The organism is Chryseobacterium foetidum (assembly GCF_025457425.1).
In the GTDB taxonomy this organism is placed as follows: domain Bacteria; phylum Bacteroidota; class Bacteroidia; order Flavobacteriales; family Weeksellaceae; genus Chryseobacterium; species Chryseobacterium foetidum.
Map to the genome: position 1 here is coordinate 1638712 of NZ_JAMXIA010000001.1, position 16858 is coordinate 1655569.

Annotated in this window: 13 protein-coding genes; 7 read left to right on the top strand and 6 right to left on the bottom strand. The window is 37.2% G+C overall.

Annotated features, from left to right (window positions below; genetic code table 11):
* Positions 1 to 4: 4 nt before the first annotated feature.
* Positions 5 to 463, bottom strand: coding sequence for an SsrA-binding protein SmpB (gene smpB / locus NG809_RS07665; protein WP_262149469.1), 459 nt, complete (start codon positions 461 to 463; stop codon positions 5 to 7).
* A gap of 118 nt (positions 464 to 581) precedes the next feature.
* Here smpB and NG809_RS07670 point away from each other — a divergent pair, with 118 nt between their 5' ends.
* Both NG809_RS07670 and NG809_RS07675 read left to right on the top strand, forming a co-directional pair.
* Positions 582 to 2204, top strand: coding sequence for an ABC-F family ATP-binding cassette domain-containing protein (locus NG809_RS07670; protein ID WP_262149471.1), 1623 nt, complete (start codon positions 582 to 584; stop codon positions 2202 to 2204).
* 85 nt (positions 2205 to 2289) lie between these two features.
* A complete protein-coding gene (locus tag NG809_RS07675) occupies positions 2290 to 3663 on the top strand; it encodes an alpha-amylase family glycosyl hydrolase (protein ID WP_262149472.1) in 1374 nt (457 codons plus the stop codon).
* A gap of 31 nt (positions 3664 to 3694) precedes the next feature.
* On the opposite strand, the gene NG809_RS07680 is transcribed toward NG809_RS07675, so the two are convergent.
* Positions 3695 to 4510, bottom strand: coding sequence for a M48 family metallopeptidase (locus NG809_RS07680; RefSeq protein WP_262149473.1), 816 nt, complete (start codon positions 4508 to 4510; stop codon positions 3695 to 3697).
* Positions 4511 to 4610: 100 nt separating this feature from the next.
* Here NG809_RS07680 and recJ point away from each other — a divergent pair, with 100 nt between their 5' ends.
* From recJ to NG809_RS07700, 4 genes are all read left to right on the top strand, one after another.
* Positions 4611 to 6329 carry a single-stranded-DNA-specific exonuclease RecJ gene (gene recJ, locus NG809_RS07685; protein WP_262149475.1) on the top strand — a complete coding sequence of 573 codons (1719 nt, stop codon included), beginning with the start codon at positions 4611 to 4613 and terminating at the stop codon, positions 6327 to 6329.
* A gap of 121 nt (positions 6330 to 6450) precedes the next feature.
* The gene (gene nadD / locus NG809_RS07690) at positions 6451 to 7038 is read left to right on the top strand and encodes a nicotinate (nicotinamide) nucleotide adenylyltransferase (protein WP_262149477.1); all 588 of its coding nucleotides are present in this window, start codon (positions 6451 to 6453) and stop codon (positions 7036 to 7038) included.
* 102 nt (positions 7039 to 7140) lie between these two features.
* Positions 7141 to 7479, top strand: a complete 339-nt coding sequence (locus tag NG809_RS07695) for a DUF3817 domain-containing protein (RefSeq protein ID WP_262149479.1) — start codon at positions 7141 to 7143, stop codon at positions 7477 to 7479.
* Positions 7480 to 7705: 226 nt separating this feature from the next.
* The gene (locus tag NG809_RS07700) at positions 7706 to 9952 is read left to right on the top strand and encodes a TonB-dependent receptor domain-containing protein (RefSeq protein WP_262149481.1); all 2247 of its coding nucleotides are present in this window, start codon (positions 7706 to 7708) and stop codon (positions 9950 to 9952) included.
* 202 nt (positions 9953 to 10154) lie between these two features.
* Here NG809_RS07700 and NG809_RS07705 read toward each other — a convergent pair whose 3' ends face one another.
* Positions 10155 to 11909, bottom strand: a complete 1755-nt coding sequence (locus NG809_RS07705; RefSeq protein ID WP_262149482.1) for a discoidin domain-containing protein — start codon at positions 11907 to 11909, stop codon at positions 10155 to 10157.
* A gap of 258 nt (positions 11910 to 12167) precedes the next feature.
* On the opposite strand from NG809_RS07705, the gene NG809_RS07710 reads away from it, so the two are divergent.
* Complete coding sequence (locus NG809_RS07710; RefSeq protein WP_262149484.1) at positions 12168 to 12611, top strand: hypothetical protein; 444 nt, start codon at positions 12168 to 12170, stop codon at positions 12609 to 12611.
* A gap of 609 nt (positions 12612 to 13220) precedes the next feature.
* Here the strand turns inward: NG809_RS07710 and ctlX are convergent.
* From ctlX to NG809_RS07725, 3 genes are all read right to left on the bottom strand, one after another.
* Complete coding sequence (ctlX, locus tag NG809_RS07715; RefSeq protein WP_262149486.1) at positions 13221 to 14144, bottom strand: citrulline utilization hydrolase CtlX; 924 nt, start codon at positions 14142 to 14144, stop codon at positions 13221 to 13223.
* A gap of 67 nt (positions 14145 to 14211) precedes the next feature.
* The gene (locus NG809_RS07720; RefSeq protein WP_262149488.1) at positions 14212 to 15126 is read right to left on the bottom strand and encodes a dimethylarginine dimethylaminohydrolase family protein; all 915 of its coding nucleotides are present in this window, start codon (positions 15124 to 15126) and stop codon (positions 14212 to 14214) included.
* 372 nt (positions 15127 to 15498) lie between these two features.
* Entirely contained in the window at positions 15499 to 16035 is a 537-nt protein-coding gene (locus NG809_RS07725) for a helix-turn-helix domain-containing protein (protein WP_262149490.1), read from the bottom strand.
* Positions 16036 to 16858: the final 823 nt, after the last annotated feature.

The following is a 16858-nucleotide window of genomic DNA, read 5'->3' on the forward strand; positions in this document are numbered from 1 at the left end:
ATTTTTAACTTTTCTTTAATATTCTGTCGAGGTTTCGTTTGCTTTCTCTATCCTTTATTGACTCTCTTTTGTCAAACAGTTTCTTACCTCTCGCCAGTGCAATCCTCACTTTAGCTTTGCCTCTATCATTGATATACAACTTTAAAGGAACTATTGTATTCCCCGCATCTTTAAGTTTTTTCTCCAGCTTTGCCAATTCTTTTTTGTGCAACAGCAATTTCCGTTCCCTTTTTGTTTTGTGGTTATAAAACGTTCCCAGCTTATATTCATCAATCATCATATTGATGATATATAATTCACCATTAATAAACTGACAGAAAGACTCTGCTATCGATGCTTTGGACGAACGCAGAGATTTGATTTCAGTACCTGTAAGTACCATCCCCGCTTCCAGCTCATCAAGAATTTCATATTCAAATCTTGCTTTCCTGTTTAATATATTGACTGTCTTTTCAATTTTCATTCTTCAAACTTTTCAAATGAATATACAAAATTGATGCACTTGCCCCAACTTGTATACTATAATATTAGAGTATACCGAAATTCTTTTTGTATTTTTGTGCCCAAATTTACAAACTTATATGTTAACAGTATCTAACTTATCTTTACAATTCGGGAAGAGAGTGCTTTTCGACGAAGTGAACATCATGTTTACGAAAGGTAACTGCTACGGAATCATTGGAGCGAATGGCGCAGGAAAATCTACATTTCTAAAAATACTTACAGGAAAACAGGATCCTACTACAGGACACGTATCTCTGGAGCCCGGAAAAAGAATGTCGGTTCTTGAGCAGGATCACTTTGCATACGATCAATACAATGTTCTTGAGGCCGTTTTAAGAGGAAACAAAAAATTATTCGAAATAAAAGAAGAGATGGACGCCCTTTATGCTAAGGAAGACTTCTCGGACGAAGATGGAATCAAAGCAGGCGAACTTGGCGTTGTTTACGACGAAATGGGTGGATGGAATTCAGAATCTGATGCACAGACCATGCTTTCAAACGTAGGTATCAAAGATGATATGCACTGGCAGATGATGAGTGAACTTGAGAACAAGGACAAAGTAAAAGTTCTTTTAGCTCAGGCACTTTTCGGAAATCCTGATGTTTTGATTCTGGATGAACCTACGAATGACCTGGATATCGACACCATTGCGTGGCTGGAAGATTTCCTTGCTGATTACGAAAATACAGTAATCGTTGTATCTCACGACCGTCACTTCTTAGACACCGTGTGTACGCACATCGGAGATTTGGATTATGCTAAACTAAACCTGTATACAGGTAACTACTCTTTCTGGTATCAGGCATCTCAATTGGCGACAAGACAGAGAGCTCAGGCCAACAAAAAAGCGGAAGAAAAGAAGAAAGAACTTCAGGATTTCATTGCACGATTCAGTTCAAACGTTGCAAAAGCGAAACAGGCTACCGCAAGAAAGAAAATGATCGATAAACTGAACATCGATGACATTAAGCCTTCATCAAGAAGATATCCAGCCATTATTTTCGAAATGGAAAGAGAGGTTGGAGATCAGATTTTAGACATCAAAGGTTTAGAAAAAACAAAAGACGGAGAATTATTATTTTCCAATATTGATTTAAATCTTAAAAAAGGAGATAAAGTAGCTGTAATTTCTAAAAACTCTTTGGCAATCACAGAATTTTTTGAAATATTAGCAGGAAATAATCAGGCAGATAAAGGAACTGTGGCTTGGGGAGTTACTACGAATCAGTCTCATATGCCTTTAGACAATACAGATTTCTTCCAGGAAGATATTAATCTGGTTGACTGGTTGAGACAGTTTACTAAAAATGATGAAGAACGTCACGAAGAATTCATGAGAGGTTTCTTAGGAAGAATGCTATTTTCAGGAGACGAAGCTTTAAAATCATGTAAAGTACTTTCAGGAGGTGAAAAAATGAGATGTATGTTCAGCAGAATGATGCTTCAGAAAGCGAATGTACTTTTATTGGATGAGCCTACAAATCACTTAGACCTTGAAAGTATTACAACTTTGAACAACTCTTTGTCTAACTTTAAAGGCAATCTTTTACTGTCATCTCATGACCACGAAATGCTTCAAACCGTTTGTAACAGAATCATCGAACTGACTCCAAAAGGAATCATCGACAGAGAAACTACTTACGACGAATATCTTGCAGATAAAAAGATTAAAGAATCAAGAGAGAAAATGTACTCTTAATCTGAAATCATTTCAATATATAAAAGTCTTCAAATTCAGTTTTGAAGGCTTTTTTTATTTAACTTAGATTTCCAAATTATATGAAATGACACAAAAATATTTTTCTCTAGTCCTCTTATTATTTTTTCTGAATGTATTTTCTCAAAACAAAGATTTGAGATATGTTTCTAAGCCTTATGTTGAACTTCAGCATCCTGAATGGTCGAGGAATGCAACAATCTATGAAGTGAATATCAGACAATATTCAAAAGAAGGAACTTTCAAGGCTTTTGAAAAGGATTTGCCGCGAATAAAGAAGCTGGGAATCGACATTATCTGGCTTATGCCGATTCATCCGATTGGTTTAGAAAAGAGAAAAGGAAGTTTGGGAAGCTATTATTCCGTAAAAGATTTTCGGGGAGTCAATCCTGAATTTGGAAATATGCAGGATTTTAAAAGACTGGTAGACAAAATCCACTCGATGGGAATGTACATCATTATCGATTGGGTGGGAAATCACTCTGCATGGGACAATCCTTTAGCAAAACAGCATCCCGACTGGTACACCAAAACCAAAGAAGGTAATTTTCAGCCAACTCCCTGGTACGACTGGGATGATGTGATCGACTTTGATTATGAAAATCCCCAACTTCGGGAATACATGACAGAATCTTTGAAATTCTGGGTAAAGGAAGCGAATATCGACGGTTACCGCGCAGATACAGCAGGATTTATACCTGTGGATTTTTGGGATGAAGCCAGAAAGCAATTGGACGAAATAAAGCCTGTCTTCATGCTGGGCGAATGGGAATCCCGCGACTTGCTGAAAAAAGCATTTGATATGGAATACTCATGGAGCTTATTTGAAAAAATGAAAGACGCCACGACCAGAAACAAAGGCATTGGCAATTTGGTTGAATATCTCGCACACGATGTTAACACATTCCCGCGAAACGCCTACAGAATGACGTTTGTAGACAATCACGACATGAATTCGTGGAACGGAACACCGCAGAAAAATTTCGGAGCAGGCCTCGAAACATCCATGGTTTTTGCAGCGGTCATCAACGGAATGCCACTTGTATACAACGGTCAGGAAGCAGGTCTGGATCGAAGTTTAAACTTTTTTGAAAAAGACCCGATTGTCTGGAAGGAAAGTCCATATTTCGCAATGTATCAGAAATTATTTAAATTAAAGCACGAAAACCATGCACTCTGGAACGGAAAATGGGGCGGCGAAATGATCCGTGTGGTCAATAACAAACAGGATAAAGTGATTTCCTTCTACCGCGAAAGTTCGGGCGATGCAGTTTTGCCTATTTTTAATTTTAGCGGAGAAGAAACTCCTGTGAATATCGACACGAAGTATTACAAGGGAAAATATGTAGAATTGTTTTCCGGAAAAGTATTCATTTTAAATGACCAGACTTCCCTGAAAATGAAGCCATGGGAATATCTGGTTTTAGTTAAATCCAAATAAAAAACCGGTCTGCATGCAGGCCGGTTTTCGTTTATTTAGTAAGTTTTGTTTTCGGTAATGAAACAGTTCCTGGATCTTTCCAAAGACCGTCTTTCTCAGCTTTTTTCTTAATTGCTTCTGCTCTTTTGTTGCTGTCGGGATGCGAATTAAACATTTTTTGAAATTTAGACTGAGCCGTTCCGCCTTCTGAAAGCAAAGCCAATTTTTTAAATGCTGTATAGGCTCCCACAACATTGTATTTATTAGACTTCATAAAATCATAAGAATAATCATCAGCCTGATTTTCCTGCTTTTTGCTGTGTGAAGCATCAAGAAAAGCGTTCGCCATCTTTCCTACCTGACTTTCGCTTAAAGTTGCGACTGCGTTTGACGCAGAAGATGCCGCTTCCATTGCTGCTGCTTTAAGATAAGCAGATTTCATGGCATCTTTTGTATCTTCATTTTTCACATGACCGATTTCGTGACCGATCACCGCTAACAACTCATCATCAGTCATAATATCCATCAAACCTGAAAACACTCTCACACTTCCGTCAGCACAGGCAAAAGCATTGACATCTGTAACTTTATACACTTTGTAATTTAAGTTTAAACCGTCCTGAGATTTATGCTTAGCGAATAGTTTGTTTAATCTCACGGTGTAAGGATCTTTCGGGCCGGCAACAGGATTGTTTTTATCCATGTAATCAACCGATTCTTTGGAAAGTCTGATTGCATCTGCATTGGAAAAAGTCAGTGCCTGAGCACCTTTGGTAACTACACCAGCCGCTTTTCCGAGATTGATTTTCTGCGCATTTACCGCAGATACCGCGCCTAAGAGTGCGAGGCATAAAGTAATTTTTTTCATGTGGTTTATTTTTTGTCTGACCAAGATAAGCATTTTTAAAAAACCTGAACAATATTTTTTTTCGTTTCTGAAAGCTAATATTTTTCCCTATTTTTGTGAAATGAGTCATAAATGGATTTTTAAACCCGAACCCGATGAAGAAATTGTAGACGGATTGAGCTCGTCGCTTGGTTTTGGAACTTTTGAATCTAAAATCCTCGTTATGAGAGGAATTGACAATTATCAAAAGGCGAGAGAGTTTTTTAAGCCAAATCTGAACGACATCCACAACCCATTTTTGATGGCAGATATGCAAAAAGCGGTAGAACGCATTGCAACTGCAATTGAAAACGGTGAAAAAATAATGGTTTACGGAGATTACGACGTAGACGGAACCACGGCGGTTGCGCTGATGTACCTTTACCTCCGAAAAATCGTTCACAAAAGCTATCTCGATTACTATATTCCAGACAGAAATTCTGAAGGCTACGGAATCTCAACCGAAGGAATCGATTTTGCCAAAGAAAACGGTTTTTCCCTGATTATCGCTTTAGACTGCGGAATCAAGGCTTTGGATATGATTGATTATGCCTCTGGCAAAAATATCGATTTTATTATCTGTGATCATCACCTTCCGGGCGACGAAATCCCGAATGCTGTAGCTGTTTTGGATCCTAAAAGAGCAGATTGCCGTTATCCTTACAAAGAACTTTCAGGATGTGGTGTTGGGTTTAAATTATGTCAGGGTTTAAATACAATTTATAAAATTCCCGAAGCAGAACTGTTTGAACTGACCGACCTTTTAGCCATTTCTATCGCTGCAGATATCGTTGCAATGAATGGTGAAAACAGAGTTTTGGCAAAACAGGGCTTAAAGGTTCTGAGAAAAACCCGAAATATGGGCTTAAGACTTTTGATTCCCGAAGAAAAGTTATCCCATTTTGAAATTTCGAATATTGTTTTTGAAATTGCTCCGAAAATAAATGCTGCCGGCAGAATCTCACAGGGAAAGGCAGCTGTAGAATTGATGGTTTCAGACAATCTGAAGCACGCTCATCAAATCGTTTCGGATATTATGAATCTGAATGACGAAAGACGCGAACTTGATATGCACTCCACGGAATCTGCTTTGAAACAAATTGTAGAATCCCAGCAGGAAACAAAATACACGACCATTGTTTACCATCCTGAATGGAACAAGGGCGTGATCGGAATTGTAGCTTCAAGATTAATTGAGACCTATTACAAACCGACTTTGGTTTTCACAGACGGTAACAACGGCGAAATGGTAGCTTCCGCAAGGTCAGTTTCTGATTTTGATGTTCACGAAGCTTTGGATATCTGTTCGGAATATTTTCTGAAATTCGGAGGACATCACGCTGCGGCAGGACTTTCGATGGAAAAAGACCGGTTTGAAGAATTTAAAATTAAATTTGAAAAGACGGTTGCGGAAAAAATTAAGGAACACCAAAAAGAACCTTCGATCACGATAGATTCTGTAATGGAAATTGACGAGATCAACCGTGAATTTATCAACTTCCACAGAAAACTGGCTCCGTTCGGACCTCACAATATGAAACCAAATTTGGTTTTGCAAAATCAAAAAATTGCAGGTTACGTAAAAACGATGGGGAAAGACAACAGCCACCTGAAATTTTACATCAGACAGGAATCAACTGGAAGAAATATAGAATGTGTCGGCTTTAAACTTGGTCAGTACGCTGATGATTTCAGAACTAAAAACTTCGATATAGCTTTCACGCTTGAAGAAAACCACTGGAAAGGCAATGTGACGCATTATCTGAATATCAGGGATGTGAAGTTTCATGACAGTGAATAGGTGAATTTTTCCTTCGGAAATGAATGGTGAATTCCAAAAATCACATTCAAATTAATATTTTAAAGATTGACAAACGTAGTGAATTGACTTGCGAAGTTAAATTGACAATTGACTTTTAACAATGAAAAAAATCGGTCTCTTTTTCGGATCTTTTAATCCCATTCATATTGGGCATTTGATTTTGGCAAATTATATTCTGGAAAATTCGGATATGGATGAGCTTTGGTTTGTCGTTAGTCCGCAGAATCCATTTAAAGATAAAAAATCGCTTTTAAAAGACCACAACCGTTTGGATATGGTCGAAATGGCGATAAAAAACTATCCAAAAATGCGGGCATCCAACGTGGAATTTTCTCTGCCAACGCCGAGTTACACCATTGATACTTTAACGTATTTGAAAGAAAAGCACGCCGAATACTCTTTTAGTTTAATCATGGGCGAAGACAATCTGAAAAGCCTTCACAAATGGAAAAACTACGAAAATTTAATTAAAAATCATCACATCATCGTCTATCCGAGAGTTTTTGAAGGCGACAAAAAAGATTCCGAATACCTTCAGCACGAAAATATTTCGATGATTGAAGCTCCTGTTATTGAATTGTCTGCCACAGAGATCAGAAACATGATCAAGAATGGAAAAAACGTAAGGCCGATGCTTCCGCCGGAGGTTTTTGAGTATTTGGATGGAAGTAGTTTCTATAAAAGTTAGAAGTTGGAAGATGGAAGATGGAAGATGGAAGATGGAAGATGGAAGATGGAAGATGGAAGATGGAAGATGGAAGATATGCAAAATTAATTATTATATTTAAAAATGGAATTTCTCGAACAATTCTTCTCAAAATATCCACAGGAAAAAGTGATCAGATGGTTTAAACAAATCTGTCTGGCAGAAGCCGTTTCATGGTTTTTCCTGTTCACTGCCATGATTTGGATCCGTATGGAACCGGAAAATGTTTTGGCTATTATTTACATTAGTACCATCGGAAGTATTCACGGTTTATTTTTCACTTTGTATCTTCTGTTTTTACCTTCCATCAGAAAAATTTTTAACTGGGATGATGAGGATTCTGTTTTTGCCCTCATCTCTGCATTTTTCCCTTTTGCCACCATTTGGATTGATAAAAAACTGGCAAGATTCGACAGGGAATAAACAGATTTATTTCAATATTTTTCATTTTTCATGTAACAAAATTGAAGTTGCGGTTGTCTAATCATTATAAATATTGGCAACCGCAGTTATTTTTTACACTGGTTTACAACACTTTAAAACTTTAAAAACATTTAATTTACTACTTTGTATTGCATAATACTAATTAATTGATATATCTTTGCAATGTTAGATAATAACAAATACATACAACCTAAACCAACCAATTATGAAAACCTCAATTTTAATCGCAGCAATATTTTTTTCAGGATTAAGTTTTGCACAGCAGAAAAAGACAGATTCTACCAAAACCAAAGACATTGAAGGGGTAGTTCTTACCAAACAGGTTTTTAAAAAGCAGTCAGACCGTTTTGTGTACGACGTTGCCGCATCGCCGGTTACTAAAGGAAATACCACTTTCGACCTTTTGAGACAAACCCCTCTCCTTTCTACAACTGATGACAAAACCCTGAAGATTGCCGGAAAAAATAACGCCCTCATCTACATCAACGGCAGAAAATCAAATATGGACGCAGAGTCTCTGGCTCAGTTTCTTAAGAATACGCCAGCGGAAAACATCCAGAAAATTGAAGTAATCACGATGCCGGGAAGTGAGTTTCAGGTAGAATCTTCAGACGGAATCATCAACATTGTTTTGAAAAAGAAAATGAGCGACGGCCTGAACGGAAACATGAGAATGTCTAACTCTCAGAACAAATACAACGGAAGCTCTGCAAGTTTCTCAGCCAACTACAGAAAGGATAAACTGGGAATCAGTGCGAATCTTTATGGTGGTGAAAATATTCAGGCTCAGGATTATGTTTTGAAAAACGGTACATCACTTTTGCAGAATGAATCGGTGGGATCTGTAGACGATCCTAACCAATACATCGGTGGATATTTAAATTTTGATTATCAGCTGAACGATAAAAGCAACCTCGCACTGTCATGGAATACCAATGCCACAAAAAGCTACGGTTCTTCTGTAAATCTTCTCAACACACTGAGAACTTTTGACACAGGCGGATCTCTTCTCGACACCAAATACAACAAATCAGACAATCTGGAAAATGCCAGAAACTACAACAATTCTGTGAACCTGAATTACGAACTTAAAACAGATTCTCTGGGCAGCAAACTCAACCTCAACGCGGCTTACCTGAATTTCAGAAGATTTCAGAATTCAGATAACAGGACATTGGTACCCGCAGCTGACGGCAGCTTTACCCAGCTCAGACAGCAGGTTTTACAGGATATTCCGCAGGTCATCAATAATTTTTCGGCAATGGCAGATTATATTCAGAAGTTTAAAAAAGATCTTACTGTTTCCGTTGGGGGAAATTTTAACAAAACGAAAACCGACAACGATACCAAAAACTTTTTCTATTTCTATGACACTTCAGGTAATTTCAATAATCTGAGACCAGACCTCAACCATTTTATTTACGATGAGAATATTTATGGTTTTTACCTTACTGCCGAGAAAAAGTTTTCAGATAAATTTTCAGGAAAAATCGGTACAAGACATGAAATCACCAAAAGCATGGGAACTTCTGAAATTCCTGATAAGCCGATGCAGGTTTTTGAGCGTGATTACAACAATCTCCTTCCTTATTTGAGTTTCAATTATGCCATAAATGATAAAAATAATGTTTCCTACTCATTTTCCAGCCGGATGAGAAGACCAAGCTTCTGGGAACTGAATCCTGTAAAAAATATACTTACAGAAGACAACTACACACAGAACAATCCGTTTGTAAAAGCTTCAACAACGTACAATCAGGAACTGACGTATATGTACAAAAACTCTTATTTCCTGATTTTGAATCACTCCCTTTTCAAAGATGTGATCACGCAGGTTCCTTTGCAGAGAAATATTGAAAGAGATGGAAAGACCTATCGCCAGCTTGCGTACATCAGAACCAATTTTGGTGACAAACAGGAAATGTCTGCCATGCTCGGAATGCAGAAAACGTTTTTCAAAAAAGCCCTGACGACCAATTTTAACATCGGTATTCAGCACAACATCAACGACGGAATGCTGAGCACAGATCCGACTACAGGAATTGTTTTTGACACGTACATTAATAAAAACAAATCGTCAAGCCTAATCATCCAGACCAACAACACACTGGCATTAGACAAAAAGAAAACATGGTTTCTGGGTATAAATTATTTCTACGTAGACAAACAGCAAATTGAGCTCGGAATGCTGAAAGACCTGATGAGTTTGGACCTGAGCCTTAAGAAAAACTGGAATGACTGGACTTTTGCTTTAAACGTAACCGATGTTCTCAGAACCAATGTTGTTGAAATTGAAGACTATCAGGCGAACGGAAATTACAACTATGTGAAAAACGACCAGTTCAGAAGAGGAGGAACGCTGAGCATCACTTATAATTTCGGAAACCAGAAGGTAAAGAAAGTAAGAGACATCGAAGGTGCGTCTGATGCCATCAAAAGCAGAACAAGATAAAATTTCATTACTTCATATTTCAATTATTATTGTTACAAGCTTGCCGTAAAAGGCAGGCTTTTTATGTAAAAAAAACGCCCTGAAATATTTCAAAGCGCTCCTATTAAGTCCTCATTTTCTCATTCCGCAGGAATCTCAGCAATGTAAAATTCTCTGTTTAGGTTCCTACGGAATGACAAATTTGGTGTTGACAAGTAAAAAATCATTCAGACTTCACCACCTCCGTTCTTTCCGAAATACCATTTGCATTGAACGCTTCAATCTGGAAATAATAAGAATCTACCCTGTCGGCTCCGGTGAAGAAATATTCGTTTTTGCCATACACCATAATGCTTCCATAGAGTTTATCTGGAGATTTCCCCCAATAAATCACGTAACCATCGGCGTCTGAATTCTGTTGCCATTTCATCCAGATGCTTCTTCTTTCGCCATACTTTTTCGGATCAGCTCTTAACGGAACAAAATTCTGAACTTTCGCAGGCTTTACTCCCGCACCTTTCCCGAATACTCTGAAACCGCTTAAGGCAAATTTTCCTGTCGGCATTTTCAGGTTTTCCATTTTTAAAAATCTTGCTGACGCCGGTTTTTCCAGTTCGATATAATCGTGAGGAACGTCTTTGGTATTTTTGCTTTTATCGACAATCACTTTCCATTTTTTACCGTCATTGGAACCGTAGATTTTATACTGATGCATTTTGCCTTCGGTCTTTCCCATGAACTCCACATCCTGATCCGCATAATTGACCTGAATTGCATTGACCGTTGAAACTTCACCTAAATCCGTCTGAAACCATTCTCCGGAATTTCCTGTTTTGGCACTCCAATAGGTTTTAATGTCTTCATCTACCGCAAAATTTGAATGGTAGCCACCTAAAGTTGAAGAAACCTGAACAGGTTTATTGTAATTCAGCAACATCCAATTCGTGAACAGTCCTTTTGAAAAATCTTTTCCCTGTGCGAATTGCGGAAGTAAAGTCGGGTAGTCACCGTAAGCGGTATTCGTGTACATCACATCATCTTTGTCAAAACCTGCAGGCCAGATTCCCAGACGTCTTTCAAAATTGTTTTTAGTGGAAATAAAAATCGTTGAAATGTGCCACCAGTTTTTAAAGTTATCCTCAAACGTCGCACCGTGCCCCGCTCCTCTCGCAAAACCGCCAGGCTTGTAAGAAAACGGATTGTGCTGTTGGTATTCATACCCCTGCAATGGGTCTTTAGAAACATAAACTCCGTCAGAATATCCGCTGAATTCTGTTGCCGGAGCTCCGTACTGCATGTAATATTTGTCTTTATACTTCGTCACCCAAGCCCCTTCCACAAAAGGCTGCAGGAAAACATTATCATTGTATTCCCCGAATCTTTCCCAACCGTGATCTTCAGGCTTGAGTCTTAAAATAGGTTTTACAAAACCTTCAGACTGCAGATTTTTTACTTTTACTTCTGTTCCCAAAAGTGGCCATTCGTTGCTTGAGCCCCAATAGAGATAGAGTTTGTTTTTATCTTCATCATAATGGAAAGCAGGATCCCACGCACCAACTTTCAAAGTATCGACAGCAATTTTCCAGTCGTCTACGGTTGGATTGGTAGATTTCCAAATCGGGAAATCAGATTCCCATGTTGAGCCGTAAACGTATAAAGTATCTTTCATTGCCCAGACTGCTGGAGCATTCAGATCGTGCGTGTATTTGTTGTCTCTGAGGAATTTTCTTTTCACGAATTTCCAGTCGAGCATATTGTCGCTGTGCCAATAGCCTTCCTGATTTGTAGAAAAAAGAAACAGTTTTTTCTGAAAATTAACGATCACCGGATCGGCCGTGGCGCGGTGTTTTCCCTGTTTTGAAAAAACTTCAAAAGGCGTGTAACCATAATCAATATTGATCGGGTTACAAAACGTTTTTTGCTGAGCATTGATAGAAAACCCTAATAGAACCGCTAAAAAAAGGATGTGTTTTTGCATTGGAATAATTTCTTGAAGACAAATTTAATTAAAGTTTTTTGGGTAGGTCTCATTTTGAGAAATTAATGCTTTAAAGAAAAAGCCGCACGAAGAGATTCGGGTAGAAAAAGGTGGGTTTTGATGCTAAGCTGCTCAAAGTCGGGAGACTTTGAGCAGCGGTTTTTATGATAAATTAATGTAATTTTAGAAAATACTATTCCACAGCAGTTAACGTAAAAATTTGCACAGCCTCAAATTGAAACATACCAAAACTTAATTATGGTTAGAATTATATATTTGCTACTTTTCTCAGTTTCGCTTTTGTCGTGCAGTAAAAACACGATAGATAAAGTTGATACCTTTGGTTATTCCGGTTTACAAAACAGCTTTGACTCTGAGTCGGGAGTTTATACAAGAAGATATTGGGGGAAAACTAAAGAAATCAAGATTTCTTTAACAGCTGATGAAAAGGTGTGTATTATTAAACATTTGAAAGAGCTGAATATGAAAGATACTATAGATTGCTCAGATGGCACTAAGCCCCAAATGTATCTCAAAATAACAATTAATGGCAAGCATTTCACCTGCATAACAAGTCCCAGTGAAAGCCTTTTTTGTCCGGGTCGCAAATCCTTTAATAAAGCTTATAATTATATGCGTCATGTTGTAGAAAGCAAAAAATCTGTAAAAGATATGCCTGACTCAAATATTTATTATGAATAATAAAGTTCTGGAAGATTTTTGAACCATTAATTAGGAATAATAAAAAGCTACAACCTCCTTTACAACTACACCGAATATGTCATATAAGTATTTCTAGCCCCTTAATAACAGTATTCAGCCCCTTGATTAACTGCCCTACCCCCCTTCGGAACGGGGGTATCCACCCTTGGCAATCCCCTGCATCCCGTTATGAAACCGACCCGACCCCGTTATACAACAGGATCGGGACAGTGTTATAAGGCCTACAGTTGTCTGAAAGGCCATTTTTTAATTTTTATTTTAAATTTAAAACTAAAATCTTCTGCTCATAAAGTAGGAACTGAGAATGTGTTTTTGCATTGGAATAATTTCTTAAAGACAAATTTAATTAAAGTTTTTGGGTAGGTCTCATTTTGAGAAATGAATGTCTTGAAAAAGAAAAAGCCGCATGAATGGGATTTGTGCGGTGGCGTTAGGTTTTGATTCTAAGTTGCTCATAGTCGGGAGACTTTGCCCAGCGGTGCAGCGGTGTGATGTCTTCCCAAAAAATCTTAGATATACTTAAGTTTTCAGCATAGAAAAACTTCTGACTTAAAATCAGAAGTTATATTTTGTTAAAATGAAAACTTATTATTTTTTCGGAAGGAAAACCTCAGCAAGCATACATCTTGCGCTTCCGCCACCGTTCACTTCAATAGTATTTAAATCTGAATAGATAATCTCACAATATTTTTCAATATTTGAAACCTGTTCAGCATTTAATGACTGATAAGCGGTTTGGCTCATCACCAGAAACTTTTCACCATCTACATTCTGAACCTGAAGCATATTTCCTGCGAACTGCTGCATCTGCGCTTCAGATATTTCAATGATTTCTTTTCCTGAATTTTTAATGGTTTCAGCCACTTTATTTCTTTCAGCTTCATCATCGATACAGTCGAGGCAAATCACCACAAACTGATCTGCCACACACATCATGACGTTGGTGTGATATATCGGAAGTCTCTCTTCGCCCACTGTTTGAAAAGAATGAAAAACGACAGGCGTAAAATTATATTTAGCGCAGAATTCTCTGAATAAATTTTCATCTAATCTTAAAGAAACCGAGCCGTACGCGATCTTTTTATCGTGATCGAAAATCATACTTCCCGTACCCTCCAGGTAATGTCCCTGAAATTCCGGCAAAGACCAATCATCAATTTCTGTGACTTCAAAACCTTGATTTTTGATGCTTTCGATGATATCTTCACGACGTTCCACTCTTCTGTTCGCAGCGAACATTGGATATAAAACCACTTTTCCGTCTTTATGAAAGCTTACCCAATTGTTGGGGAAAATAGAATCCGGCGTGTGTGGGTCCAAGGTATCTTTAATGGATATAACATTGATGCCTTTGCTTTTCAGTTTTTCAACAAAAATTTTGAATTCTGCCAAAGCTTTAGACTGAATATCTGCACCTTTCTGCTCTACCTGAAAGTAGTTGTTTTCTGCCGTTTCTGCGTTGTAACCGAATGCAATCGGCTCTATCATTAATACTGTATCTGTTGTCTGCATTGTTTAAAATTTAAAATTCAAGATTTAAGGTTCTATGTTTCAGATTTAATTTACTCCAATCTAAAAATTAATCTCTAACCAACGGCATCGTGGAGCATCGTAAAAGCCCTCCCATTTTCGAAATTTCCCTGTACGGAATTTCTTCCACGGTCATTCCCCAAACATCTCTCAAATGATTGTTCATTCTTGTAAAAGCTTTATCTGAAACCACAACTTCGGGAGAAATTGAGAATACATTGGGTACCATTTCAAACATTTCCTCATCGGTAACATGGAAACAGTTTTCTTCCCCGAAAATATCGATGATTAAATTATAATCGCTTTCATCTACAAATCCGTTTTTGTAAATAATACATTTGTCTTTTCCGATCGGATTAAAGGTACAGTCTAAATGTAAAATACCTTTGTATGGCTCTCTATCGTTTTTCTTCAGTTCAAGATCGATGATTCTTTTTTTCGGAAAATATTCTTTCAGAATCTCAATAGCGTACTCGTTGGTTCTCGCCGTTTTATAACTTCTGTAATCTTCACTGAAACATGTTCCGATGAAGAGGAAGTCGTTCCAGACGATCACGTCGCCACCTTCGATGTGAGCCGTTTCGGGAAGGTTGATGATTTTTCTCCAGGCTACTTCTTCGAAAACGGTTTTGTAAGCTTCCTGTTCGTCTGCTCTGTCGGCAATGACGTTGGAAATGATCATTTTATCATCAATTACAAAAGCAACATCTCTGGCAAACACCTGATTGTAATCTTCAATAATATCAGGACGGAAAACCTGTACACCGTATTTTTTCAGAACCTCTTCAAAAGCGTTCATTTCGCTGATGATATCTTCTTCAGTTGGGTAAATGTCGTGCTCTATCGTGTGGTAAGATTTGGCATCGTAGCTTTCTTCTAAAGTAGGAACTGCTCCCATCGATTTGGGCTGTCCCAATACTACAGACCTGAGCCTTCCTGTTTCGTTTTTGATGTTTAGTTTCATAAATAATACTTATGGTATGAATGCTTTTAAATAAAGCATTTTCCGCATAGCGTTTGCCACAAATATAATCAAACGGCTGTGATGTGGAAAGGATTTTATTGATACAGTACACTGATGTGCCAAATGAATTTTGCAGAATTTGTATATTCCAATAAAAACATCTTGCAAATCGATATTTATCAGATGAAAATTATCTTGTACCCAAGAATTTCAAGCGTAATATCTTTGTTAAATTTTGAACATACTTATTTATTAGGTCTGCTGACGCTCCTGCAGTACAATTCTACGCCAACCATGTAAATGTTAAAAACATTAATCATCCCTAGACAGTATCACAAGCAGTCGCTATCTATATGTAGTCGTTTTTAAAAGCTATAATCGTTCAATATACTCAGTGGGTGTAAGCCCTGTATGTTCCTTAAATATTCTGTTGAAGGTAGACTGAGAGGAAAATCCGGCATTGGTATAAATGTGCTCCAGTGTAAATTTGTAATGTACATTTTCTTTCATCAATATCTTTACCTGCTCGATTCTATACTCGTTTACCAGTTGATTAAATTTTTTATTCCCCATTTTATTGAGTGCTGCAGAGACGTATGATGTATTGGAATTCACTTTGTCTGCAAGAGTTCTGATATTAAACTCTGGGTATTGAAATGGTTTTTCTTCTTCAAACAAGATAATAATTCTGTTATAAAGATGCTGAAGTCTTTCCACTCTACTGTCCTCCTCACGAAGTGGCGATGCATCTGCAACATTGAGACTAAATGCAGGAATTTCGACAGATGGATCAGTTTCACCTTCTGTTGAAGTTTTATTTTTAATTTCTATAAACTTCACCATATAGTAAAGAATAAAAAAAGTATAAAATGTAGATATGGTTACTACCTCATATTCTTTAAACTTCAAAGCTTGATGATTTCCTTCAAACACACTTTTATCCAAAGAAATCCCTAAGCTTAGGGATATTTTTGGTAATACGTAACAAAGCACCATTATAGCAAGAGTGAACAGTAATGTCTTTTTGAAATCAGTAAGCATTAAAAATAGAGCAACAACAGGAAAATAATAAAGGAAAATAACTTCCGAAATATTACTGAGTATCAAGCTGAGATATGTAAACAAAATAAAGAATACACAGAGTACAATAATAAATACAGCCCTAAAATTGTATTTCACTTTGTATAATAATAAACCTGTATATATAGCCAAAATGCACAGTATTACAAAAAGATAAGTAGGAACTACATACAATGTGTATCCTACATAATTAGACCATACAGATAACAACATGTTTAAAAACAACACTCCTAATATTGAGTAGAAAAACCTCTTACTAAATTCATTTTCTTTTTTCTGAAGTTCCTTACTTCTTTCCATATATCATCAGTGCTTACAAAACAAAACGTGAACCTAATTCTTTTCTTGCATCAGGAGGTTCTGGTAAACCATAAGGAAGCATCAAGAGTGGTTCAAGCAAAAAAAGTGATCCGTTTACTCTTCTCCCCCCTTATTTTTTAAAGAATGTACCAGATTCCTGATGGAGAGTATAAGCGTTAGCTACTACAAATTTTATCAGAATATACAATATTTAGACAAAATACTTTTGCAAATATTTAAAATAATTCTGGCTGCAAAGATATAAAATATGTTTTCACATTACCCAAACCATAAAAAAAATGTAATCAAAACAAATAAGTAGCAGCCAAAACATAAATTATGTATTTAAGTA